The following is a 25,075-nucleotide window of genomic DNA, read 5'->3' as shown; positions in this document are numbered from 1 at the left end:
GCTATGAAATAGCCTCATCCAGCAACGATTTTAACCCGGCAGCCTTATTTTCCAGCTCCTGCCATTCTTGCTCAGGATCAGAGCCCGCCACGATTCCCGCGCCAGCGTACAGCGTCAGTTGACTCTCAGCCACACTGGCCGAACGCAACGCCACGCTGAATTCAGACTGCTGGCGCGACAAATACCCTGCCGAACCGGCATACCAGCCACGCTGAAACGGCTCATGTTGAGCCAGAAACGTCCGTGCCACAGCACGCGGTAACCCAGCCACAGCGGCGGTCGGCTGCAGTAAATACAGACACTCGCTATCCCTGCTACTGCGCAGCGTCGCCTGAATTGTCCGCCGTAAATGTTGCACCTTGCGTAAACGCACAATCTCCGGCGGCATCACATCCAGTGTCAATGCGACCTGATGCAATCGCTGGCAGATATCGTCCACCACCAACATATTTTCACACTGGTTTTTAACATCGTTCATCAGCCAGTCTGCCAATTCAGCAGCTTTTTCATCGTTCTGGTGGCTGGCTACCGTTCCAGCCAGCGCCTCGGTTTCCAGACGGGTATGCCGTCGGCGATAGAGGCGCTCAGGGCTGGATCCAAGAAATGCCTGGTGCGGTGCAAATGCCAGCATAAAATGGTAGCAGTGGTGATTAACGGCACGACTAGCCGCCATGAATGTCGTCGCCCGCAAAGGTTTATCAAGCGATAAGACCGTCGCTCGTGCAGGCACGACTTTTTCCATTTTACCGGCAGCAATATCCGCCAGAGCCTGATGCAATAACGCAATCCACTGCTGGCGATCTGGACAATGCTGGGTGGCTTCAATGCGGGAATGCAGTTGCGGCAACGGTTGAGGAGCTTGTAGCTGACGCAGAAAGTCTTGTGCGTCGCGAGCCTCGGCACGCAGCGATATATCGCTGAATAAATTCACCCGCAGGCGAAGACGTCGTCCTTGCCGTAATAAGGCGATACGCGGCAAAAACAGAAAGGAAGACGTGTTGGCTCCTGATGGGCGCTGTTCAAAGGCATTCAACCCCCACAAGCGCACGCTATCATCCACATCATGACGTTGCAGAAATGCCTCGGCGTGCGCGATATCCTCAAACACACGCACCTGACCACACACCGCTGCTTCTTCATCATCCTGACGGTGCTGCCAGTAAAACTGCGGATGAACAGGCTGCGAGGCCAGCCACGCCAGCAATTGCGAACTGTCCTGCAATGACATGGTCAGCGTAATCGCATGAAAACCTGCCTGCTCCGGCAAGGGTTCGTTGAGTGCCTGATGCATCTGGCGCAGCAGGTCGGAGAATTGCAACACATTCACCCCATAGCCTAACTGAAAGTAGGGAATTATACGGGCCTATCCCTACAAAAAAAAGTCATTAGCTTGATATCTACCCCGTAATAACCCGCATATTCACCCATTATTTCTGTATTGCGCTCACAATCTGGCAAGATGCGCTAAACACATCCGATGTGAAGCGCATCGCCATAAGCTGCACAAACGTATTGTATAACCAGACGGCCTGCGATTTCCGTTTGCCTACCGACATATTAGCCACACAATCGCCTAAAATGGTTTCTCAATAATTCTGCGTCAATAACGCAAATTGCCACAAAATGAAACACCTCCATTATCCTTATAAAAAGGAGGGATTATTGTGTTTTTCTTCATTCTGACTGTTTATGCTTTTTTCCTATTTATTCCTGCGATAAATCAATCGATAAAAGCGCTGATTGTTCATCTGGTATATAAAAATGGGTAGTATTTATTTTACGTGCGGCGACTGACGTGAATACCGTAAGCAGCCCTAAGCGCCTTACCGCTTAAACAACGTGTTGTATAAACAGCCATGGTATAAATCGCTACCGCACAGAATGAAAAACAATCCGGTGAAGTTAGCATTAAGTGACAAATTTCTTATTACCGACGGCCCTAGAATTTCATTGCTATCATCAAATTTCACTCCGTTTTATCATAAATTACCTTCTCTTTGCCGGGTTATTCCCGGCATTTTTTATCTGCACGCACATTGTAGAATTCGTGGCGTATTTCCCGCTGACCTACCACTTCAGCGGCTGTACCCTCTGGTTGTCGTCACACTTCCCCTTTCGATAAAACGCCACAATTGTGGTAAAAATACCCTTCTGTCAGGTTCAGTGACGATAGTTATTGAGTAATGGATACGATTTCAGGTTCCTTTTTACGTTCTTTCACACATGCTCTGTCATCGCGGAAGGGTAACAACGCGGTGCTCCTCGCCATGCGGGCTGCTGGTTTTATTGCCCATCATGTCCTCGCGGGGAAGGCATTCATCGCGTGGAGGCGGCCGGGACCCGGCTTTGCCCAGCCACGGCTGACAGATAACGTCAGTCCCCGTCTTTTTATCTCTTCATCAGGAGCCTGATGTCATGCCTGCGGTTATCGTGCGTTTTTTCCTGCTGTTTATTCTGTTATTGCTGCTGATGACCGGCACCTATAGCTATAACTACGTTACTGGCTGGATGACGGAGAAAAAGTCCACCCTGACAGACATTGCGGAAGGCATGCAAAAGCGTATTGACGCCTATCGTTTTTTTACCGACCAGATTTACAAAAACCTCATCAATGATGCCAGCGCGCCGACTCCCCCTAACGTCAATCTGATTACGCTGATGCCGAACGTGTTTTATGTCGAGAAAAGTGGTCATAAAACCGATGCATTGGTATTCGGCCCCTACGACAAGAGCACCCTCGGCACCATGCAACGGATGTCGCAATATCTGGATGTATTATGGGGCGCGAAGACGGATATCTACTCGATGTACTACCTCAACGGGCAGGACAATAGCCTGACGATGATATCCACCCAGCCGCTGAAAGATATCTCGTCGCAATTCCGTGGTAGTTATTTGTCATCCATGGTGGAGTCACGCAAAGCCGAGATGCTACAGCAGGCGAATACGCTGGATGAACGTGAAAGTTTTTCCCCTTTGCGTAAACTGCGTTTTTACAACGATTACTATTTTACGCTGCGTACCACTTTCAATCAGCCCGGACATCTGGCGACTGTCATTGCATTTGATTTATCAATCAATGATTTAATTCCACACTCGCTATCTCAAGACGGCTTCATCCTTCGACAGCAGACACCACCGGTCAACGCCGACGCCAGCGCTGATAACGACATTCCCACCGACATTCGTCGCCAGGGTTCCTTACTGGAAATCTCCGCCCAGTTAATGAACGCGCCGATCAAGCTGGTATATGCCATTCCGTTGGGCCGACTGGTGGCGGATATGCTACGCAATAATATCTGGCTGATTGCGCTCAATCTGGCGTTGCTATTTATCTCACTGGCGTGGTTTTACGCGTTACGACGCTACTATGCCCGCCCCAAAGATGACCTGTCACATCACCTGCAAGAACAGCAGCGGATGTACAGCGAAATTGTCAGCCGTATCCCGATAGGCGTACTGGTTTACGATTTCAGCAACAATAAAGTGATGGTGGCAAACGCACTGGCGGAAAGGCTGTACCCTCACCTTAGCCTAAAGAAAATCTCCACGCTGGCAGAAGAACATCAAGGGGTGATCCAGGCTACTGTGGATAATGAAATGTACGAAGTCCGCGTTTTTCACAGCCAGCACACGCCTTCACTGTGCCTGTTCCTGTTACGCGAACAGGATCAGGAGATACTGATTACCAAAAAGCTGCAGTTGGCACAGCGGGAGTTCGACAAGAATGTGTCGGTTCGAAAACGCCTGTTCCGCAATCTGAGTCAGGAGTTCCGACAACCGTTGTCCGCTGCGCACCAATTGGCGCTGGCATTACGTCACATCGATACGCCGTCAGAGCAGCAAAAAGCGATCCAGACGCTAATAGCCGAGACCAGCAGTGCTATCCGTCTGATGGAAAACATCGCCCTGCAAGCACGGCTGGAAACCGCTGAATGGCATCTGGTGCATGGCTCGTTTTCACCGCTGACGTTATTCGACGATTTAATCCTGGAGCTACTGCCGCGTATCCAGCAAAAAGGGCTTAAGCTGTTCAATCACTACAAACTTGACCCACGCCAGACCTATCTGGGCGACAGCGAATTGCTGAAGAAAACCCTGTCGTTACTGCTGGATTACTCCATCACCAATACCGATTACGGCAAAATTACCCTCACTTGCGAGCTGTCGACCCATGCTGCCGATCAGTTGCTGATCCGAATCAGCGACACCGGCACGGATATCTCCGGCATGGAGCGAGATAATCTGGTGCATCCGTTCGCCACAACCCCACTTTCCGATCGCTTCCGCCACAATTCCGGATTAACCCTATTTTTATGCAATCAACTGTGCAACAAACTGGGCGGTCAACTGCAAATCAATAGTCGGCCAGGGCTTGGCACCCAGTATGTGCTGACCTTGAAAATGCAGCCGGAGCCACTGCCTGCGCAAGAAGATGAGAAATTATTGGACGATATCACACTGCTTCTGAATATCACCTCGGACGAAGTTCGTACCATTGTGAGCCGTATGGCTGGCAACTGGGGTGCGGATGTCGTGGTTTATGACGAGCGGCTGGTGAATCAGGATGCAGATATCACGATTACCGATGATCCCAACAGGGTGAATAGCGATACGTTACTGGTCACCAGTGACGATACGCAGTTGATCCCGCTGGGGCACCGTCGTCTGCGTACCAATTACAACATCAGCCAACTGCTGCAGGACGGTCTGCTAAAACTGATCGAACAGCAACTGGAGACAGGCAACGATGATGGCCGGTCTGAAGAACAGGATGATATCGGCTTCTATGTCCGTCAGTTACACAACAGTGACTACTATTCCTTGTTTGTTGATACAGTACCGGAGGACATAAAGAGACTATATACTGAAGCCCAAAATGGCGATTTTTTGTCACTCGCGCAAACCGCACACCGCCTGAAGGGTGTCTTTGCCATGTTGAATCTTCATCCCGGCAAGCAGTTATGTGAAGCGCTGGAAAAGCTTATTACCACCCAGGATCGTGCGCAGATAGAAGACCATCTTCAGCAGATAGACAGTTTTGTCACAGCACTATTGCAGCCTGGTGGCCAACAATACGAGTAAAAAACAATGAGCAATCTAAACGTAATTATCGCAGACGACCATCCTATTGTTTTGTTCGGCATTAAAAAATCGCTGGAGCAAATCGAATGGATTAACGTCGTGGGTGAATTCGAAGACTCGACAGCCCTGATTAATAATCTTCCCAAACTGGACGCCAACGTCCTGATCACCGATTTATCCATGCCTGGCGATAAGTACGGTGACGGCATTACCTTAATCAAATATATCAAGCGCCACTTCCCCCATTTGTCCATCATCGTGCTGACCATGAACAACAACCCGGCGATTCTCAGTGCCGTATTGGAGTTGGACATCGAAGGGATAGTGTTGAAACAAGGGGCACCGACTGACCTGCCCAAAGCCCTGGCCGCGTTACAAAAAGGCAAAAAATTCACGCCGGAAAGCGTCAGCAAGGTACTGGAAAAAATCAGCGCCAGCGGCTATGGCGATAAACGCCTGTCACCGAAAGAAAGCGAAGTGTTACGCCTGTTTGCCGAAGGCTTCCTGGTGACCGAAATCGCCAGAAAGCTCAACCGCAGCATTAAGACTATCAGCAGCCAGAAGAAATCGGCCATGACCAAACTGGGCGTGGACAACGATATTGCGTTGTTAAACTACCTCTCCTCGGTCGGCGTGTCGCCGTCTGACAAAGAGTAATCATCTTGTCGGCAAACAGGTTTGTTTGCCGACATCCTCTTTCTTTATATTCTTTGTGACGTGGTGATGGGATCAGCAAAGACTGCGTGACGGCTATACCGTTACACCGTGTTACCCTGCCTGACCAGATTACTGTAATACGACAGTGATTGTTGCAATGTATCCAGCGTCACCGGTTTAGACAGGCAATTATCCATCCCGGCCTGCAGGCAGCGTTGCCGCTCTTCGGCTAACGCGTTAGCCGTTACACCAATCACCGGTAGTGTCTGCCCCATCTCCCGCAACCGCTGTGTGAAACGGTAACCGTCCATATTCGGCATGTTGACGTCAGTCAGGACGATATCTACCGGGTTTTTCGCCAGTACGTCCAACGCATCCAGCCCGTCATTGGCAGTAATCACCTGATACCCGAGCGAACCGAGCTGGTCAGCCAGCAACCGACGGTTAATAGGATGATCATCCACCACCAGCAGGCGAATATCGCCATTTTCAGTACGACTGTAGCTGACCGTCGACAGGGAAGACGCCGCCGTCGACAGCGCCTCTTCTCCGCGATAAATACGCTGCAACAACGTCGGCAGTTCGTGTAATACAGCGGTACTGTAGAGCCAGTACCCAGTCCGGGTCTCCTGAGCAGCGCCGGCATGCGTTCCGCTGATTTCCACACAGGCGTGCGTACTCGGTTCAACCTCTGGTGGATGGTCAATTATCATCACGTCATCGTGGCTTACCGTGAGCTCCTCTTCATAGCGCTGAACGGTCAGACCGTAGGACTGGAGTAAATCCAGCAGATAGCGCTCCATCACCGCATTGCGAATCTGTAACCAGCAGGTTTTTCCCTGCACATCCGGTAATTCGACTGTCTGCGGATAGCTCGCACGGTAAAGCGGAATACGAATGCCGAACTCACTGCCAAGCCCAGGCTCGGATTCAATCGTAATGTCGCCATCCATCAGGCTAACCAGTTTTTCACAAATCGCCAGCCCTAACCCGGTCCCCTGAAAATGGCGCTGCACACCGGTTCCAGCCTGAAAGAACGGGTCAAACAACTTCATTACGGCACGGGTATCGATTCCCACCCCAGTATCCCGCACTTTAAACACCAGATACCCTTCATCGCTGCACACCACCTGAAACACGATACAACCGGTATCGGTGAACTTGATGGCATTACTGAGCAGATTACTCAACACCTGTTGTAGCCGCACCGCATCTCCCATCAATTGCAAGGGGACGCGAGGGTCGATATAGCAATACAATTCGAGGCGCTTTTTCACCACCAGCGGCAGATAGTTGCTCACGATGTGATTGATCATCTCACGCGGTGCAAACTCGCTGGGCTCAATCTTCAACTGTTCCGATTCAATCTTCGAAAAATCAAGGATATCGCTGATGATCTTCAGCAGCAGCGATGAAGAGTTTTGCATTGCCTCCACCAGCCGGTTGGCATCCGAAGGCAGCGATTTGGTCTGCAGCAAATCCAGGTTGCCAATAATCCCATACAGCGGCGTGCGCAGTTCATGACTGACTGTCGCCAAAAACATCGATTTGGACTGGCTGGCCTGCTCGGCGGCATTCGCCATTTCCTGCAACGACTCTTCCATACGCACCCGGGCGCTGACGTCAAGCAAGACACAAATGGCCACATTCTCGTTGCGATAGCGTGAGTGTACGAAACTGATTTGCAAATGGTGGTTGCGTCCGGTCACCACATCCAGCGATTTGGACTGCTGTTCGCAAATGATACGAATAATGCGTACCCGGTCCTCATACGTCAGGAGGCTGAGGTAATTGTGGGCCAGTTCATTACTGAGAATATTGGTGCCGTCACTAATCCTTAAAATACAAATCCCGACGGGGGCCGAGGCCACGATTTTACGGTTAAATTGCTCATTCTCTTCCAGTTGGAACGCGTTACGCTCTGCTGGCAAAAAGATCTTGCGTTCAAAAAGGCGCGTCAATAAAAACAGACAGATAGCCGATATCAGGTTCAACAACGCGATATTGATCATCAGCGTATTGAGCGACATCAGCAGCACTTCCAGTGGCAGTGAATACACCACCGCCATTGATGTCGGCGGTAGCGCCTTTTTCATCAACAGCGCGCTATACCCCTCGCTATAACCGAAGTAATTGTTCGAGTCGGGATAACGGCCAGGAATATTACCGCCAGACTGGTTATTGGTCAGTTGCAGCAAGACACGGTCATTCTGATCTAACAATCTGACGCTAAACGGCAGGTCGCCATTGAGTATGAAATCATCCAGCCTGATGGTCTGCTCGATCCCCATCATGGTGACCAGATGATTATCAACATACACTGGCGTCAGCGCGTACAGATAACCCACTTCCGGCGTCGGCCCTGGTGTCACCCAAAACAGGCTTTCCTCGCGGCGATTGCCGGTCAGGTTGGATTTCTGGTTCTGTAACCGCTCCTGCACACTTTTCAACAGGCTATCGCTATCCAGCGATTGATTGCGGATACTAAAATCGACGAGACATTGCTGGCTGCCATCAACAAAAAAGATACGGTTAAGGTCATACACCGACGAAAAGTCATCATGCCACTGTTCAAAAAAACTGCTCAGTGACTGTAACTGGGCGGGGTTCTTTGCGTACTGCTCGGCGCAATTAAACGTGGGTGACAACGGGTAAAGAGAAAATGGCGTTTTTTTGGTCGATGGACGTTCGCGAGATAACGTCGGGGTACTGAAGCGATTGGCGGCGATATACCGTAATTCACGTGCAATATCTGTAGTATGGCGGATATACCCCAGCGACTGTTCAAAATTGAGTGAGAAAATCTGGCGCAGGTGCGATTCCCGTTGATTCAGTTCTTTGTTCACATAAAAAACTGAAATCAGTGCGCCAAGAATCCACAACGTGGTCGCCAGCACCCGGAACATATACCGGGAGACTTTAAGGGTAGTCTGAAAAGAAGCGATAACTTTCAAAGGGATACCGTAGAGGTTGTCAGCACGGGAAAACACGGTCAGAACCAGCCGATACAGTACCGATCCTGCATAAAAAAAGCCAGCGCATCAGGCGCTGGCTCTTGCGGGCTTACCGACAGTACAATTTACCTGCAGGACTATTTACCTGCAGGACAAAGCATTACTCATCGTCTGCGGGAATATCATCATCGCTGTCCGGCTCGTCGATATCCTCTTGCGGTAGTTCACCATCAACCGGTACCACGCTATCGAGTTCATCGTCTTCCACCGGCTCAGCCACACGCTGCAGGCCGACCACGCGCTCTTCCTCAGCGGTACGGATCAAGGTGACCCCCTGAGTGTTACGGCCAACAATGCTGACCTCGGATACGCGGGTGCGCACCAGCGTACCGGCATCGGTGATCATCATGATCTGATCGGCGGTATCAACCTGCACCGCACCGACCACTTTGCCGTTGCGCTCGCTGACCTTGATGGAAATCACGCCCTTAGTGGCACGCGATTTCACCGGGTACTCGGTCACGGCTGTACGCTTACCGAAGCCGTTTTGCGTCACGGTCAGAATATCGCCATCACCGCGTGGAACAATCAGCGACACGACGCGATCGTCATCCTGCAGATTGATGCCACGTACCCCGGTAGCCGTACGTCCCATCGTACGCACTGCGGACTCAGAGAAACGTACCACCTTGCCTTCGGCGGAGAACAACATCACTTCGTTGCTGCCGTCGGTCAGATCGACGCCAATCAGTTCATCGCCGTCATTCAGATTGACCGCGATAATACCGGCGCTACGCGGACGGCTGAATTCAGTCAGCGCGGTCTTCTTGACCGTACCGCTGGCCGTCGCCATGAACACGTTCATCCCTTCTTCGTACTCACGTACCGGCAGAATGGCGGTAATACGTTCATCCTGTTCCAACGGCAACAGGTTAATAATCGGACGACCACGCGCACCGCGGCTAGCTTCCGGCAACTGATAGACCTTCAGCCAATAGAGGCGACCACGGCTGGAGAAACACAGGATAGTATCGTGAGTATTCGCCACCAGCAGACGGTCAATAAAGTCCTCTTCTTTGATACGAGCGGCAGATTTACCCTTACCACCACGACGCTGGGCTTCATAATCGGTCAACGGCTGATACTTCACATACCCCTGATGAGACAGGGTCACCACCACGTTCTCTTGGGAGATCAGGTCTTCAATGTTGATGTCAGCGCTATTGTGGGTGATCTCGGTACGGCGCGCATCGTTATATTGCTCGCGAATCGCCACCAACTCCTCACGGATAACTTCCATCAGGCGCTCAGGGCTACGCAGGATAAACAGCAACTCGGCTATCTGCGTCAGCAGTTCTTTGTATTCATCCAGCAGTTTTTCATGTTCCAGACCGGTCAGTTTCTGCAAACGCAGATCCAGAATCGCCTGAGCCTGCTGTTCGGTCAGGTGATATTTGCCGTCATGGATACCGAATTCCGGCTCCAGCCATTCCGGACGCGCGGCGTCATCACCGGCACGCTCCAGCATCGCAGCCACGCTGCCCAGTTCCCACGCCTGAGCCACCAACGCAATTTTTGCATCAGCAGGGGTCGAGGCATGACGAATCAGTTCGATAATGGGGTCGATATTAACCAGCGCAATCGCCAGACCTTCCAGGATGTGGGCACGTTCGCGTGCTTTGCGCAGCTCGAAAATGGTACGGCGCGTCACCACTTCACGACGGTGACGAACAAACGCCGCCAGAATTTCCTTCAGGGTCATCAGCTTCGGCTGTCCCTGATGCAACGCCACCATATTGATGCCGAACGACACCTGCATCTGAGTCTGGGAATACAGATGGTTAAGCACCACCTCGCCCACGGCATCACGCTTGATCTCAATAACGATACGCATGCCGTCCTTGTCGGACTCATCACGCAACGCGCTGATACCTTCGATGCGCTTGTCTTTGACCAGTTCGGCTATCTTTTCAATCAAACGTGCTTTGTTCACCTGATAAGGGATTTCATGCACGATGATGGTTTCACGACCGGTCTTGGCATCCGCTTCGACTTCGGCGCGCGCGCGGATATACACCTTACCGCGGCCAGTACGGTAGGCTTCTTCAATACCGCGTTTGCCGTTGATGATAGCGGCAGTCGGGAAGTCCGGCCCTGGAATGTGAGCCATCAGCCCTTCAACGCTAATGTTCTCATCATCGATATAGGCCAGGCAGCCGTTAATCACTTCAGACAGGTTATGGGGCGGAATGTTGGTCGCCATCCCCACCGCAATCCCGGAAGAGCCGTTAACCAGCAGGTTGGGGATACGGGTGGGCATCACGTCCGGGATCTGTTCTGTGCCGTCATAGTTGGGCACAAAATCCACGGTTTCTTTGTCCAGATCGGAAAGCAGTTCGTGGGCAATCTTCGACATGCGCACTTCGGTATAACGCATCGCCGCGGCGGAGTCGCCGTCGATGGAACCGAAGTTACCCTGCCCGTCTACCAGCATGTAGCGTAACGAGAACGGCTGGGCCATACGCACAATGGTGTCGTAAACCGCGCTATCACCATGTGGGTGATATTTACCGATAACGTCCCCGACCACACGGGCCGATTTCTTATAAGGCTTGTTCCAGTCGTTACCCAGCACACTCATCGCGTACAGCACGCGGCGGTGTACCGGCTTTAGACCATCGCGAACGTCCGGTAACGCACGCCCGACAATGACGGACATGGCGTAATCCAGATATGAACTTTTCAGCTCTTCCTCGATGTTGACCGGTGTAATTTCTCTGGCTAGGTCGCTCATGGAGCCGCTATCCCTCTATTCACATCTACCCGATTTTAAAAGGTGGAAAATGATATCATAAACCGGGGTTTCAGGGGAAACTTCGCGCCGGTTTGCTGGCGCTTCTTTACCAGATGCAGCGCATTTCATTGCGGCGGTGTTACCCCCATCACAAGACGCCGCAAGTTATCAAACCGGTGCGAGCGACTACACCCCGCGCCTTTCGCTCGTTATACTCGGCCCCAGTCAATATTGATGAAAGGTGATCACGCACCATGAATACAGACACCACGAACCCCGCAGAAGCCGATGTTCTAAAATCCTCGGCTGCAACACCGAATGTCGACCTTGATGAAATCGCCAAATTTGAGGCTGTCGCCTCACGCTGGTGGGATCTGGAAGGGGAATTTAAACCGCTGCACCGTATTAACCCGCTGCGCCTGAACTACATCATCGAACGTGCCGACGGCATTTTCGGCAAACAGGTACTGGATGTGGGCTGCGGCGGCGGTATTCTGGCCGAAAGCATGGCACGAGAAGGTGCCCGTGTGACCGGCCTGGATATGGGGGCTGAACCCTTGCAGGTTGCCCGGCTGCACGCGCTGGAAAGCGGCATTGAGGTCAGTTACGTGCAAGAAACGGTGGAAGCGCACGCCGACGCCCATACCGGTGTTTATGACGTCGTCACCTGTATGGAGATGCTCGAACATGTGCCGGACCCACGATCCGTGGTGCTGGCTTGCGCCAGACTGGTGAAACCCGGCGGCCACGTCTTTTTCTCTACTATCAACCGCAACGCCAAAGCCTGGCTGATGCTGATTGTCGGCGCCGAATACCTGACCAACATGGTGCCGCGCGGCACACATGACATCAAAAAATTCATCCGTCCGGCAGAACTGCTGACCTGGGTAGACCAGACGCCGCTACAGGAACGTCACATGACCGGGTTGCACTATAACCCGTTACTAGACCGTTTCCGGCTCGGCACGAACGTCGATGTCAATTATATGATTCATACCGCGCACGCAGGCTGATCACACAGAGCAGTCAGGCGTAACCGTTAGCGGTATATGTCTTTGTTAACGGTATATCGCTTTCATGACGCAAGCCGGTGTTCACTCCACCGGCTTTTTTATCAATGGAGAATAAGTTTCCTGGCATAAACTGCGCCTTATCAACAATTGGGCAACAGATCAAACTCAGATTATTCCTAACAACTTGTCTGAAACACGGTTTTAGTCATAACGCGAGCGCGGCAACAGGACAAGAAACCGGCGGTTGATCAATTTTTTTATTTTTTATCCCCTGCGGTTGACAAAATAAGGAAGCCGCACAGTGGCTGGGATTTAGCGCGCTTGTAACATTTATTCCCTATGTTATCCACAAGAGAGCCCCATTTTGCTCACTTGCAATACGCCACTTTTCACATTATCTTGTTATCAAAAGCTGGCCCACCCCCTATATATAGTGTTTACTTCTGACAGAAAACACTATTTTTTTGTTTGCGTTTTTTGTAAATGAAGCAGCGGGGGGGCCGATAAAAACAAAACTCGTGTCAAAAAACAGGTGCTACGCCACATGAACCAGAGTCTGCTTGTTACCAAACGCGATGGCAGTAAAGAACGCATCAATCTGGACAAAATCCACCGGGTAATCACCTGGGCAGCAGAAGGGTTACACAATGTCTCTGTTTCTCAGGTAGAACTGCGTTCCCACATCCAATTCTACGACGGCATCAAAACTGCCGATATCCACGAGACGATCATCAAGGCTGCGGCTGACCTGATCTCTCGCGAAAGCCCCGACTATCAGTATCTCGCTGCTCGTCTGGCTATCTTTCATCTTCGCAAAAAAGCCTACGGCCAGTTCGAACCACCGAAGTTGTATGATCACGTGGTGAAAATGGTCGAGATGGGTAAGTACGATCGCCATTTGCTGGAAGATTACACGGAAGAAGAATTCGCTCACATGGACGCTTTCATCGATCACTGGCGTGACATGAATTTCTCCTATGCAGCCGTAAAACAGCTGGAAGGGAAATATCTGGTCCAAAACCGCGTGACCGGTGACATCTACGAAAGCGCCCAGTTCCTGTACATTCTGGTCGCCGCTTGCCTGTTTTCCAGCTACCCGCGTGAAACCCGGCTGGACTACGTCAAGCGTTTCTATGACGCCGTATCGACGTTCAAAATCTCGCTGCCAACGCCGATTATGTCTGGCGTGCGTACGCCGACCCGCCAGTTCAGTTCTTGCGTGCTGATCGAATGTGGCGATAGCCTGGACTCCATCAATGCGACATCCAGCGCTATCGTGAAATACGTGTCCCAGCGCGCCGGCATCGGCATCAACGCGGGCCGTATTCGTGCACTGGGCAGCCCGATCCGTGGTGGTGAAGCCTTCCACACTGGCTGTATCCCATTCTATAAGCACTTCCAGACCGCGGTGAAATCCTGCTCTCAGGGCGGGGTGCGTGGCGGCGCGGCCACACTGTTTTACCCGCTGTGGCATCTGGAAGTGGAAAGCCTGCTGGTGTTGAAAAACAACCGTGGCGTGGAAGGCAACCGCGTGCGCCACCTTGACTACGGTGTACAGCTCAACAAGCTGATGTACCAGCGTCTGGTGAAAGGCGAAGACATTACGCTGTTTAGCCCGTCCGATGTCCCGGGGTTGTACGACGCCTTCTTCAACAATCAGGATGAATTTGAACGCCTGTACGTGAAATACGAGCAGGACGACAGCATCCGCAAAAAACAGCTCAAAGCCGCCGAACTGTTCTCGCTGATGATGCAGGAACGAGCCTCCACAGGTCGTATTTATATTCAGAACGTCGACCACTGCAACACGCACAGCCCGTTTGATCCGCAGGTTGCACCGGTGCGCCAATCCAACCTGTGTCTGGAAATCGCGTTGCCGACCAAACCGCTGGAAGACGTCAACGATGAAAACGGCGAAATCGCACTGTGCACCCTGTCAGCCTTTAACCTGGGCGCTATCAGTTCACTGCATGAACTGGAAGAGCTGGCGATATTAGCAGTACGTGCGCTGGATGCCCTGCTCGATTATCAGGACTACCCGATTCCGGCTGCGAAACGCGGCGCGATGGGCCGCCGTACGTTGGGTATTGGTGTTATCAACTTCGCCTACTATCTGGCGAAACACGGTGTGCGTTACTCCGACGGTAGCGCTAATAACCTGACGCACCGGACCTTCGAAGCCATCCAGTACTATCTGCTGAAAGCCTCGAATCAGTTGGCGCGCGAACAGGGTGCCTGCCCGTGGTTCAACGAAACCACCTATTCGCAGGGCATTTTGCCAATCGACAGCTACAAGCGTGATCTGGACAATATTTGCAGTGAACCGCTGCATTATGACTGGGAAACGCTGCGTAAGGATATCCAGACCTATGGTCTGCGTAACTCTACGCTGTCAGCACTGATGCCGTCGGAAACGTCGTCGCAGATCTCCAATGCTACCAACGGCATCGAGCCTCCGCGCGGCCACATCAGCGTCAAAGCATCCAAAGACGGTATTCTGCGTCAGGTGGTGCCAGAGTACGAAACGCTGAAAAACGCCTATGAGTTGCTGTGGGATATGCCGTCTAACGATGGTTACCTGCAATTGGTTGGTCTGATGCAGAAATTCGTCGATCAGGCGATTTCAGCCAACACCAACTACGACCCGGCGCGTTTCCCGTCAGGCAAAGTGCCGATGACGCAGTTGCTCAAAGATCTGCTCACAGCGTACAAATTTGGGTTGAAAACCCTCTACTACCAAAACACCCGCGACGGTGCCGAAGATGCGCAGGACGACCTGCTGGACTCTGCACCGCAGGATGACGGCTGCGAAAGCGGCGCGTGTAAAATCTAAGCACGGCGCTGGGGGAGCCGCACTGGCGGTTCCCCCCGCAATGACGACTTCCTCATCTCGTCGCGGTTAGCCTGACAGGGTAGCGGCGACATAGCCCGCTCGGGTTACAGAGGTTTAACAGCGCCGCCCTCGGGCCGCGCTGTTGGCTTGTTTGGAGAGACCATGGCTTATACCACTTTTTCACAGAATAAAAACGATCAGTTGCTGGAGCCGATGTTTTTCGGCCAGCCGGTTAATGTGGCGCGCTACGATCAGCAGAAATATGACATTTTCGAAAAGCTGATCGAAAAACAGCTGTCCTTCTTCTGGCGCCCGGAAGAGGTAGACGTTTCCCGCGACCGTATCGACTATCAGGCGCTACCAGAACACGAGAAACACATTTTTATCAGCAACCTGAAATACCAGACCTTGCTGGATTCCATTCAGGGCCGCAGTCCTAACGTCGCCTTGCTGCCGCTCATTTCCATCCCGGAACTGGAAACCTGGGTGGAAACCTGGGCGTTCTCGGAAACGATTCACTCCCGTTCCTATACCCACATTATTCGGAATATCGTCAACGATCCGTCGATAGTGTTTGACGACATCGTCACCAATGAGGAAATCCTCAAACGGGCTAAAGACATCTCCGGCTTCTACGATGAGCTGATTGAGCTGACCAGCTACTACCATCTGCTGGGAGAAGGTACCCATCAGGTCAACGGCAAGACCGTGACCGTCAACCTCTACGAGTTGAAGAAAAAACTCTATCTGTGCCTGATGAGCGTTAACGCGCTGGAAGCCATTCGTTTCTACGTTAGCTTCGCCTGCTCTTTCGCCTTCGCCGAGCGCGAACTGATGGAAGGCAACGCCAAAATCATCAAGCTGATCGCCCGCGATGAAGCATTGCACCTCACTGGCACCCAGCACATGCTCAACCTGATGCGCGCAGGCCAGGACGACCCGGAAATGGCCAAGGTCGCGGAAGAGTGCCAGCAGCAATGCTACGATCTGTTCGTGCTGGCGGCACAACAGGAAAAAGAGTGGGCGGAATACCTGTTCCGCGACGGCTCGATGATCGGCCTGAACAAGGACATCCTGTGCCAGTATGTTGAATACATCACCAACATCCGCATGCAGGCAGTTGGTCTACCGTTGCCATTTGAAACCCGCACCAACCCCATTCCGTGGATCAATGCCTGGCTGGTGTCGGATAACGTGCAGGTGGCACCGCAGGAAGTGGAAGTCAGCTCCTATTTGGTCGGCCAGATTGACTCAGAAATCAACACCGACGACCTTAGCGACTTCCAACTGTAATCACGATGACGGCTCCCACCATTACACTGCGCCTGTCAGGGGCGCAGTTGCTTTGCTCTGACGAACACGCCACTTTGTTGGAAGCGCTCGAATCCCAGCGTGTGCCGGTCGAGTACCAGTGTCGTTCTGGTTATTGCGGCTCCTGCCGACTACGTCTCACCAAAGGCAAAGTCGCCTACCGGGAAACACCGCTTGCCTGCCTGCAACGGGACGAAATTCTACCCTGCTGTTGTATGCCAGTAGATGACATCGAACTGGATATGTAATCGGTGTTTTGCTCTTGCAGCCTGCTTTACAGGCAGGCTCGCATAATCCCTTGTTCACCCGTAACTTTACTACGCCAGTTAGGCTATCCTGCGTTACACTTTCCACAGGAGAAACCCACGGAGAACAGAGCACATGCTGACCTTTATCCCGGTTCTGATTGTCGTTGCGCTGGTGATCGTCTGGTCTGGTATCAAAATCGTACCGCAAGGCTATCAGTGGACAGTGGAGCGCTTTGGCCGCTATACCCGCACGCTGATGCCCGGCCTGAACCTGATGGTGCCGTTTATGGACAGAATCGGCCGCAAAATTAATATGATGGAGCAGGTGCTGGACATCCCATCGCAGGAAATCATCTCCAAGGATAACGCCAACGTTACCATCGACGCCGTCTGCTTTATTCAGGTGGTAGATGCTTCCCGCGCCGCCTATGAAGTCAGTAATCTGGAACTGGCCATCATCAACCTGACCATGACCAACATTCGTACTGTGCTCGGTTCGATGGAGCTCGATGAAATGCTATCGCAGCGCGACAGTATCAACACCCGGTTGTTGCATATCGTTGACGAAGCCACTAACCCCTGGGGTATCAAAGTTACCCGCATCGAAATTCGTGACGTGCGCCCGCCAGCTGAGTTGATTGCCTCGATGAATGCTCAGATGAAAGCAGAGCGAACCAAACGCGCCGATATTCTGGAAGCGGAAGGGGTGCGACAGGCCGCGATACTGAAAGCCGAAGGGGAAAAACAGGCGCAAATTCTCAAAGCCGAGGGGGAGCGTCAATCCGCCTTTCTCGAAGCCGAAGCGCGGGAACGTGCAGCAGAAGCGGAAGCCCGCGCCACCCAAATGGTGTCTGAAGCCATTGCCGCAGGCAACATCCAGGCAATCAATTACTTCGTGGCGCAGAAATATACCGACGCGCTGCAAACCATCGGGTCTGCCAACAACAGCAAAGTGATCATGATGCCATTAGACGCCAGCAACCTGATGGGCACCATTGGCGGCATCAGTGAACTTATCAAAGAGAGTCAGGCAGACCGGAGAAAATAGTCATGATGGCGCTGGTGTTGGAAAACGCCCACTGGTTCTGGTTATCGCTCGGCGGGTTGCTGCTGGCGGCTGAAATGCTGGGTGCCGCCGGTTACTTGCTGTGGAGCGGTGTCGCGGCACTGCTCACCGGCATTCTTGCCTGGCTATTACCGCTGGACTGGGCCTGGCAATCTACCGCCTTTGCCGTACTCACAGTGATTGCCGCGTTATCATGGTGGCAGTGGTTACGTCGCCGCCTTGAAAAACAGCCCTCTCCGGTGCTCAATCAGCGTGGGCAGCAGTTAATTGGCCTGCATACCACGTTGAGCGAACCGCTGGTTAACGGCTTTGGTCGCATCAACATTGGCGACAGCAGTTGGCGCATCCAGGCGGAGCAAGACCTGCCTGCTGGCACCGTGGTGGAAGTCACCGCCGTGGAAGGCATTACGCTACAGGTCAAGCCGCGTGCGTAATATCATGGGATAGATTCTAAGGCTGTGGGTGCTTACCCTGCCCACCTGCGCCAGTATGGCAGCACCCTGCCAGTTGGGTAATGATCGGGCATTCTGCGCTACTGTCACCGGGGCAGGACTCTGCCAACGTTAGTAAACGCTGACGCATCGACTTAAGCTCTTCTATCTGCTGCTCGATATCCTGCACTTTCTGTAATGTGCGGGCTTTCACATCGGCACTGTGCCGCATCGGATCATTGAACAAGGTGACCAGTTCACGACACTCCTCCAGCGTGAACCCCACCTGACGCGCCTGACGCAACAGCGTTAGCTCTTCGATATGGTGAAGATCATAACTGCGGTAACCATTTTCGCATCGCAGCGGCGCCGTCATCAGTCCCTTTTCTTCATAGAAACGGATAGTCTTGCTGGTCAGTCCGGTTTTTTTCGCCACATCACTGATATTCATGATTCCCCCTTGACCCTTCCCTTGCTGGAAGGTTTACGCTTCAGGTAGTGCTTAGAACTAATCAAAATCACGACGGCGGTCAATGCCTTTGACAGTCTGCTGTGATCACCGAGGAATATTATTATGTCGCAAACCATACGTCTTTCATTACAGGGATTATCCTGTGAACACTGCGTCGGCAGGGTAAAAAAAGCCCTGGAGTCCCGGCCGGATGTGGAACAGGTTGATATATCACTGAAACACGCCAACGTTACCGGTGATGCGGATCCCCAAACACTGATAACCGCCATCGAAGAAGCCGGTTATGAAGCCAGCCCAGCCATCCCCAATGCTACCCTGCAACTCTCCGGCCTCAATTGCCAGCATTGCGTGGCATCAACCCGTAAAGCGCTGGAAGCGGTACCGGGTGTCGCCGCAGCGGACATTACCCTGCAACAGGCGGCAGTTTATGGTGATGCCGACCCGCAAACGCTGGTAGCTGCCATTGAGCAGGCCGGTTTCCATGCCACGCTGGCAGCGGAGAGCCACCACCCAAAATCTGAGCCGCTGACATTCGACGCCACCTCGCCGGACAGGCTGTCAGCGGCTTTTACCTCTGTTCCGGCAAACACCGACGCTATCGATACAGGTGCCGTTGTCGACCTGAGCACGGCCCACTCGCTACCGGCTGGCGTCGCGCCAGCCGACAACCTCGTCGCGAGTGATGACAATACGGTCCAGTTGTTATTAAGCGGTATGAGCTGCGCCAGTTGCGTCAGCCGGGTACAGTCAGCGCTGCAACGGGTTCCCGGCGTAACACAGGCACACGTCAATCTGGCCGAACGCAGCGCACTGGTCAGCGGCAGCGTAGCGCATCAGGCGCTGATCGATGCGGTACAAAACGCTGGCTACGGTGCGGAAATCATCCTTGATGAAGCCGAGCGGCGCGCCCGGCAAGAGCACACATCGCGTCAGGCGGTGCGGCGTTTTCGCTGGCAGGCCGCTCTCGGCCTGGCACTCGGTATTCCACTGATGGTTTGGGGCATGATCGGCGATAACATGATGCTCACCGACCACAATCGTACCGGGTGGTTACTGGTTGGGGTGTTGACGCTGGCGGTCATGATCGCCGCTGGCGGGCATTTCTATCGCAATGCCTGGCGTAGCCTGATGAACGGCGGCGCGACCATGGATACCCTGGTGGCACTCGGTACCGGTGCAGCCTGGCTTTACTCCATTACGGTCAACCTGTGGCCGACTGCCTTCCCGATGGAAGCTCGTCATCTTTACTACGAAGCCAGCGCCATGATCATCGGTTTGATCAATCTTGGTCACGCGCTGGAACAACGGGCACGTCAACGCTCATCGCAGGCGCTGGAGCGATTGCTGGATTTGACGCCGCCCACCGCCCGTTTGGTCACCGCACAAGGTGACCGTGTTATTCCGCTTTCGCAGGTGCAAACCGGTATGACGCTGCGCCTGACCACCGGCGACCGTATTCCGGTAGATGGTGAACTGGAGCAAGGCGAGTTGTGGGTTGACGAAGCCATGCTCACCGGCGAAGCACTCCCGCAACAGAAATCGGCCGGTGATAACGTACACGCGGGAACACAGGTACAGGATGGGAGTGCAACCCTGCGCGCTGGTGCTATCGGCAACCAGACCACGCTGGCCCGTATTATTCATCTGGTGCGTCAGGCACAGAGCAGTAAACCCGCCATCGGCCAGTTGGCTGACCGGATTTCCGCTGTCTTCGTACCGGTTGTGGTGGCGATAGCCTTGTTGAGCGGTGCTATCTGGTATGTTGTCGGCCCGGAACCCCACCTCGTGTACACGCTGGTGATCGTGACAACCGTGCTTATCATCGCCTGTCCTTGCGCATTGGGGCTGGCAACGCCGATGTCGATAATCTCCGGCGTCGGGCGAGCCGCCGAGTTGGGCATACTGGTGCGAAACGCGCAGGCACTACAGCAGGCCAGCCAGCTTGATGTACTGGTGTTCGATAAAACCGGCACCCTGACAGAAGGTAAGCCACGTGTGGTGGCCCTGCATACATTCGGTGGTGTCAGCGAATCTCAGGCACTGAGCTGGGCTGCATCGCTGGAGCAAGGCGCTCATCACCCACTGGCGCAGGCGATAGTTCAGCGTGCTGATGGCATCCCACTCAGTACCGTGACACAATTTCGCACCCTGCCGGGGTTAGGCGTCAGCGGCCAGGCAGGCGACACGTCACTGCTGCTCGGCAACCCGGCGTTGCTGGAACAGCATCAGGTCACACTGGCTGACGGTGAAAATTCGCCGCGTTACTGGCTGGAAAAACAGTCGACAGATGGCATGACCCCTGTGTTGCTGGCAGCTAACGGCCAGATAGTGGCGCTATTTTCCGTGCAGGACACCCTGCGTCAGGATAGCGTGAGTGCGCTGCAACGGTTACATCAACAGGGTTATCAACTGGTGATGCTCACGGGCGATAATGCAGCGACAGCCCAGACCATTGCCCGTGAAGCGGGTATTGATCAGGTCATCGCCGGAGTATTACCGGACGGTAAAGCCGACGCCATTCGCCAGTTGCAATCGCAGGGGAAACGGGTGGCGATGATTGGTGATGGTATCAACGATGCACCAGCATTGGCACAGGCCGACGTCGGAATCGCCATGGGCAGTGGCAGCGATATCGCCGTAGAAACCGCGACCATGACGCTGATGCGCCATAGTCTGCACGGTGTTGCCGATGCGCTGGCACTTTCCCGGGCGACACTGGGCAACATGAAGCAGAACCTGCTGGGTGCGTTTATCTACAACACGCTTGGTATTCCGATTGCCGCCGGTGTGCTCTACCCCTTAACGGACACCCTGCTAAACCCGGTCGTCGCTGGCGCAGCGATGGCGCTCTCGTCGATTACCGTGGTGAGCAACGCCAACCGGCTGCTGCGCTTTACCCCCCCGGACGCGCCAACCGGACATGGCTGAATCGGGGCACCTCTCTCGGTGCGATGTGCTATCGAACCGCGCTCGATATACTGCATCGCACCGCTTTCACACCGTTTTTTCTTACCACGACCGTAGCAGACATGCCGAATTAGCGATACAACTTGCCGGGTGAACCGTTTAGCATAGGGAACCTGACGGCACGAGAGGTCTTCATTGCGACGGCATAATGTCTGTTCGCAAGATGACACCCGAAACCGCCACTACCGGAGATGTCGATATGAAACGGCTGATACGCCAGATTGCGACGTTTCTCGGCCTTCTCGCGCCTGCGGGTTACCGTTACCCGGCGCTGGATGTCGAGATCGTTAACCAACGCCAGTTCCATCTGGTGGGCAGTATTCACATGGGTACGGTGGATATGTTCCCCTTACCCGCTGAATTATTGGGCCGCCTTGAACAGGCCACCGCGCTCATCGTGGAAGCGGATATCTCTGGCAGTGACTCACCGTTTGACCCGATTGGCGCAGAGCCCCCGTTGGCAGAACGTCTGGACGCCGCCACACTTGAGCGCTTGCAACAGATATGCCGGGAACTGTCGTTCAGCTACGACAGTATTGATAGGGTTCCCGCCTGGCAGGCCGCACTGATGCTACAGGCTCGCCAGGCGATGATGTTAGGCTTGCGACCGGATTATGGCGTCGATTACCAGTTGATTAACGCCGCCCGCGACAGAGGGGTGAACATCATCGAGCTGGAAGGCCAACAACAGCAGGTCGACTTGTTGCTGCAATTACCACAGGGTGGATTGCCTCTTTTGGAAGACACCCTTATCCACTGGCATACCAACGCGCGCCTGTTGCAAACGATGGTCAGTTGGTGGCTCAATCACAAACCAACCTGGGCGGACAATGTGCCGTCCACATTCAGCAACGAAATAACGGAAATGCTGATGAATCACCGCAATCAGCGCTGGCAACAGCAACTGGCCGCGCTGCCGCAGGGAAATTATGTTGTGTCTGTCGGCGCCCTGCATTTGTACGGTGAAAATAACCTGCCCGACTTGTTACAGGCCCATGCGGCCACCTTTTGAAGCAAGGACAGTACATTATGACACCCGCAGTCAAACTGCTTGAGAAGCAAAACATCACCTTTACGCTTCATAGCTACCATCATGATGCTGATGAAACCAATTTTGGTGAAGAAGCCGCCCGCAAACTCGGGCTGGATAAACAGCAGGTTTACAAAACCCTGCTGGTGTCGCTCAACGGCGATGCCAAACAGCTGGCTGTCGCGGTGACCCCGGTCGCCAGTCAGTTGGATCTGAAAAAAGTGGCCAAAGCGCTGGCGGCTAAAAAGGCCGACATGGCAGACCCACAGATAGCCCAGCGGGTGACAGGTTACCTGGTCGGGGGTATCAGCCCGCTGGGGCAGAAAAAACTGTTGCCGACGGTAATCGACGAAGGTGCTCAGCAATTCAGTACCATTTTTGTCTCAGGTGGCAAACGAGGATTAGACCTCGAACTGGCCGCGGCTGATCTGGCCAGTGTACTGAAGGCCCAGTTTGCCGACATAGCCAAACACGACTGACCATAGCGATATTAATCATCAGGAAGAAGACGGCGGCAGAGGGTTCCACGGCCAGTGTCGCCCTCTGCCACCGCTTCATAAGCGTCGTTCCACGGGAAGTGCGCTCACTTCCCGATACGTTATTGGGTGACGTTCGCCCCTTTATCCAGCAGCAACGCCTCTCCTTGTTTTACGTTAAGAGTCAGCCCGTTAGCCGCCAATTCCGCGTTGCGCACCCGCAATCCTTTTTCAGCGTCAATCCGCACCTGTTCAAAATGGAAACCACTCAGCGGTGCTTCCGGCACGCCAATAATGTACCCGGCAGCCTTGCTACGACCGGTTGATTCTAGATCAACGATGGTAACCTGGCTGAAATGCGGCGTTTTCACTTTATCGAACGGCTGAACCGGCTCGGTATCCGGCGGATAAATCTGTTCGCCTAGCGTAAACCCGCCCGCCTGAAGCAATTTATCCACCTCGGACTGAACGATAGGCGCGGCCTGATAATAACCCGAGAACACCAGCGGCACCTCGACATCCACCATCCGGGTATGACGATAGGTAACGTTCTTCACCTCACCGCCCTTGCCGCGCAACGACTTGATGCGAATACCGTACATCGATTCTTCAAAACGGTTGTTTTCCACCAGCACATTGTTGACGCCGCCAGAGGTTTCACTGCCGATGGAAATGCCGCGCCCCTGCTTTAACAGGTTGTTGGCGATATAAATATTGTCTACCACGCCGTTCGGGAAGCGACTGTCCGGTTTTTCCGCCTTGATAGCGATATGATCATCGTTGCAGTCGATAACATTATTGGTAATACGGATATTTTGGCTATCAATTGGGTCGATAGCATCTGTGTTAGGCGCATGCCAGGGGGCAGTAATCGTGGTGCCGTTCACCGTGACATCATGGGCATAGCGCATCACCACATGGAAGCTGGGAGAGTTAGTCAGGGTCACGCCGTCAATCAGCACCCGACTGGAGCGAGTGACATAAATCAATCGCGGGCGGTCAGTGCCGCCTTTCTTACCGGTGGCACGAATCGCCGCACGCCAGCGCTCCCACCACACCGCACCTTGTCCATCGATAGTGCCTTCGCCGGTAATAGCGACATTCTGTGCATCGGCAATGCTGATAAACGGCAGCCAACCATTTTCCGCTTCGGCGTAACGGGTGCTGTCGGTGGCGCGGTAAGCGCTTTCTCCGGTCGATGCCACCAGGGTGGCATTCTTTTCCAGATGCAGGCGAACATTGCTTTTCAGGAACAAAGGTTCTACCAGATAGTTTCCTGCCGGCACCAGCACGGTGCCACCACCAGCAGAGGCGCATTCATCAATCGCTTTCTGAAAAGATTCCGTGTTCAGCGCAATCTGCAAACGATGCCCTTCGGCACCATACTGCGTCACGTTACAGACCCGGTCCGGGAACGCCACCTCTTCAGCCGCCTGAGCCGCCTGAGCCGCCACACTTGCTAGTGCGCAGGATGCCAGCAACGAAAACGCCACACCTTTATGCATAACCACCCCACAACTAAAACAATGTTTCATTTATGAGGAATATATCACCGTCTACCGACTAAAACGGTTGTGGCGATCACGATTTGGTTTGTAAAACAAGTGATTGAGATGCGCCATAACATGGCAAAAGAGGGCCGAAAAGACCGCCAGAAGACAAGAATGAGTGCCAATCAAACAAACCCGGTGAGTGAGTACCCGAGGATGAAAAGGCGGCCATCTACCGGCCGCCAGTG

General features: G+C 53.4%; 16 protein-coding genes. 11 read left to right on the top strand and 5 right to left on the bottom strand.

The window, feature by feature from the left end:
- Position 1 precedes the first annotated feature (1 nt).
- Entirely contained in the window at positions 2-1,327 is a 1,326-nt protein-coding gene (gene menF, locus DZE2538_RS05185) for an isochorismate synthase MenF (RefSeq protein WP_050568654.1), read from the bottom strand.
- A 1,088-nt stretch (positions 1,328-2,415) separates the two neighbouring features.
- Between menF and rcsD the strand changes: the two genes are divergently transcribed.
- On the top strand, positions 2,416-5,085 hold the full coding sequence (gene rcsD, locus DZE2538_RS05180; protein ID WP_019844605.1) for a phosphotransferase RcsD: 2,670 nt from the start codon (positions 2,416-2,418) through the stop codon (positions 5,083-5,085).
- A gap of 6 nt (positions 5,086-5,091) precedes the next feature.
- On the top strand, positions 5,092-5,742 hold the full coding sequence (gene rcsB / locus DZE2538_RS05175) for a response regulator transcription factor RcsB (RefSeq protein ID WP_019844606.1): 651 nt from the start codon (positions 5,092-5,094) through the stop codon (positions 5,740-5,742).
- Between the two features lie 101 nt (positions 5,743-5,843).
- On the opposite strand, the gene rcsC is transcribed toward rcsB, so the two are convergent.
- Positions 5,844-8,732 carry a two-component system sensor histidine kinase RcsC gene (rcsC, locus tag DZE2538_RS05170; protein ID WP_269077915.1) on the bottom strand — a complete coding sequence of 963 codons (2,889 nt, stop codon included), beginning with the start codon at positions 8,730-8,732 and terminating at the stop codon, positions 5,844-5,846.
- Positions 8,733-8,856: 124 nt separating this feature from the next.
- Positions 8,857-11,490 carry a DNA topoisomerase (ATP-hydrolyzing) subunit A gene (gene gyrA / locus DZE2538_RS05165; protein ID WP_019844608.1) on the bottom strand — a complete coding sequence of 878 codons (2,634 nt, stop codon included), beginning with the start codon at positions 11,488-11,490 and terminating at the stop codon, positions 8,857-8,859.
- Positions 11,491-11,744: 254 nt separating this feature from the next.
- Here gyrA and ubiG point away from each other — a divergent pair, with 254 nt between their 5' ends.
- The 6 genes from ubiG to DZE2538_RS05135 all read left to right on the top strand — a co-directional run bounded on the left by ubiG (position 11,745) and on the right by DZE2538_RS05135 (position 18,395).
- On the top strand, positions 11,745-12,503 hold the full coding sequence (gene ubiG, locus DZE2538_RS05160) for a bifunctional 2-polyprenyl-6-hydroxyphenol methylase/3-demethylubiquinol 3-O-methyltransferase UbiG (protein WP_038915759.1): 759 nt from the start codon (positions 11,745-11,747) through the stop codon (positions 12,501-12,503).
- 544 nt (positions 12,504-13,047) lie between these two features.
- Entirely contained in the window at positions 13,048-15,336 is a 2,289-nt protein-coding gene (gene nrdA / locus DZE2538_RS05155; RefSeq protein ID WP_019844610.1) for a class 1a ribonucleoside-diphosphate reductase subunit alpha, read from the top strand.
- A 162-nt stretch (positions 15,337-15,498) separates the two neighbouring features.
- Positions 15,499-16,629, top strand: coding sequence for a class Ia ribonucleoside-diphosphate reductase subunit beta (gene nrdB / locus DZE2538_RS05150; RefSeq protein WP_038915758.1), 1,131 nt, complete (start codon positions 15,499-15,501; stop codon positions 16,627-16,629).
- A 5-nt stretch (positions 16,630-16,634) separates the two neighbouring features.
- On the top strand, positions 16,635-16,895 hold the full coding sequence (gene yfaE / locus DZE2538_RS05145) for a class I ribonucleotide reductase maintenance protein YfaE (RefSeq protein WP_038915757.1): 261 nt from the start codon (positions 16,635-16,637) through the stop codon (positions 16,893-16,895).
- A 133-nt stretch (positions 16,896-17,028) separates the two neighbouring features.
- The gene (locus DZE2538_RS05140) at positions 17,029-17,943 is read left to right on the top strand and encodes an SPFH domain-containing protein (protein WP_019844612.1); all 915 of its coding nucleotides are present in this window, start codon (positions 17,029-17,031) and stop codon (positions 17,941-17,943) included.
- Positions 17,944-17,945: 2 nt separating this feature from the next.
- Positions 17,946-18,395, top strand: a complete 450-nt coding sequence (locus DZE2538_RS05135) for an NfeD family protein (RefSeq protein WP_038913393.1) — start codon at positions 17,946-17,948, stop codon at positions 18,393-18,395.
- Between the two features lie 16 nt (positions 18,396-18,411).
- Here the strand turns inward: DZE2538_RS05135 and cueR are convergent, their stop codons facing one another.
- A complete protein-coding gene (gene cueR / locus DZE2538_RS05130) occupies positions 18,412-18,843 on the bottom strand; it encodes a Cu(I)-responsive transcriptional regulator (RefSeq protein ID WP_012883798.1) in 432 nt (143 codons plus the stop codon).
- Positions 18,844-18,966: 123 nt separating this feature from the next.
- Here cueR and copA point away from each other — a divergent pair, with 123 nt between their 5' ends.
- The 3 genes from copA to ybaK all read left to right on the top strand — a co-directional run bounded on the left by copA (position 18,967) and on the right by ybaK (position 23,340).
- Entirely contained in the window at positions 18,967-21,792 is a 2,826-nt protein-coding gene (gene copA, locus DZE2538_RS05125) for a copper-exporting P-type ATPase CopA (RefSeq protein ID WP_038915756.1), read from the top strand.
- A gap of 238 nt (positions 21,793-22,030) precedes the next feature.
- Positions 22,031-22,843, top strand: a complete 813-nt coding sequence (locus tag DZE2538_RS05120; protein ID WP_038915755.1) for a TraB/GumN family protein — start codon at positions 22,031-22,033, stop codon at positions 22,841-22,843.
- 17 nt (positions 22,844-22,860) lie between these two features.
- The gene (gene ybaK, locus DZE2538_RS05115) at positions 22,861-23,340 is read left to right on the top strand and encodes a Cys-tRNA(Pro)/Cys-tRNA(Cys) deacylase YbaK (RefSeq protein ID WP_038915753.1); all 480 of its coding nucleotides are present in this window, start codon (positions 22,861-22,863) and stop codon (positions 23,338-23,340) included.
- A gap of 119 nt (positions 23,341-23,459) precedes the next feature.
- On the opposite strand, the gene DZE2538_RS05110 is transcribed toward ybaK, so the two are convergent.
- On the bottom strand, positions 23,460-24,842 hold the full coding sequence (locus tag DZE2538_RS05110) for a glycoside hydrolase family 28 protein (RefSeq protein ID WP_038915752.1): 1,383 nt from the start codon (positions 24,840-24,842) through the stop codon (positions 23,460-23,462).
- Between the last annotated feature and the right edge of the window lie 233 nt (positions 24,843-25,075).

Origin of the sequence: Dickeya zeae NCPPB 2538, from assembly GCF_000406165.1 — a bacterium.
GTDB classification, from domain to species: domain Bacteria; phylum Pseudomonadota; class Gammaproteobacteria; order Enterobacterales; family Enterobacteriaceae; genus Dickeya; species Dickeya zeae.
This window is presented reverse-complemented; position numbering and strand designations above follow the sequence as displayed.

Excerpts from the sequence above, each read along its gene's own strand:
- rcsB (WP_019844606.1), top strand. The coding sequence starts at position 5,092 with ATGAGCAATCTAAACGTAATTATCGCAGACGACCATCCTATTGTTTTG.
- ybaK (WP_038915753.1), top strand. The coding sequence starts at position 22,861 with ATGACACCCGCAGTCAAACTGCTTGAGAAGCAAAACATCACCTTTACG.
- nrdB (WP_038915758.1), top strand. The coding sequence starts at position 15,499 with ATGGCTTATACCACTTTTTCACAGAATAAAAACGATCAGTTGCTGGAG.
- rcsD (WP_019844605.1), top strand. The coding sequence starts at position 2,416 with ATGCCTGCGGTTATCGTGCGTTTTTTCCTGCTGTTTATTCTGTTATTG.
- DZE2538_RS05140 (WP_019844612.1), top strand. The coding sequence starts at position 17,029 with ATGCTGACCTTTATCCCGGTTCTGATTGTCGTTGCGCTGGTGATCGTC.
- copA (WP_038915756.1), top strand. The coding sequence starts at position 18,967 with ATGTCGCAAACCATACGTCTTTCATTACAGGGATTATCCTGTGAACAC.
- nrdA (WP_019844610.1), top strand. The coding sequence starts at position 13,048 with ATGAACCAGAGTCTGCTTGTTACCAAACGCGATGGCAGTAAAGAACGC.
- DZE2538_RS05135 (WP_038913393.1), top strand. The coding sequence starts at position 17,946 with ATGATGGCGCTGGTGTTGGAAAACGCCCACTGGTTCTGGTTATCGCTC.
- yfaE (WP_038915757.1), top strand. The coding sequence starts at position 16,635 with ATGACGGCTCCCACCATTACACTGCGCCTGTCAGGGGCGCAGTTGCTT.
- DZE2538_RS05120 (WP_038915755.1), top strand. The coding sequence starts at position 22,031 with ATGAAACGGCTGATACGCCAGATTGCGACGTTTCTCGGCCTTCTCGCG.
- DZE2538_RS05110 (WP_038915752.1), bottom strand. The coding sequence starts at position 24,842 with ATGCATAAAGGTGTGGCGTTTTCGTTGCTGGCATCCTGCGCACTAGCA.
- cueR (WP_012883798.1), bottom strand. The coding sequence starts at position 18,843 with ATGAATATCAGTGATGTGGCGAAAAAAACCGGACTGACCAGCAAGACT.
- ubiG (WP_038915759.1), top strand. The coding sequence starts at position 11,745 with ATGAATACAGACACCACGAACCCCGCAGAAGCCGATGTTCTAAAATCC.
- gyrA (WP_019844608.1), bottom strand. The coding sequence starts at position 11,490 with ATGAGCGACCTAGCCAGAGAAATTACACCGGTCAACATCGAGGAAGAG.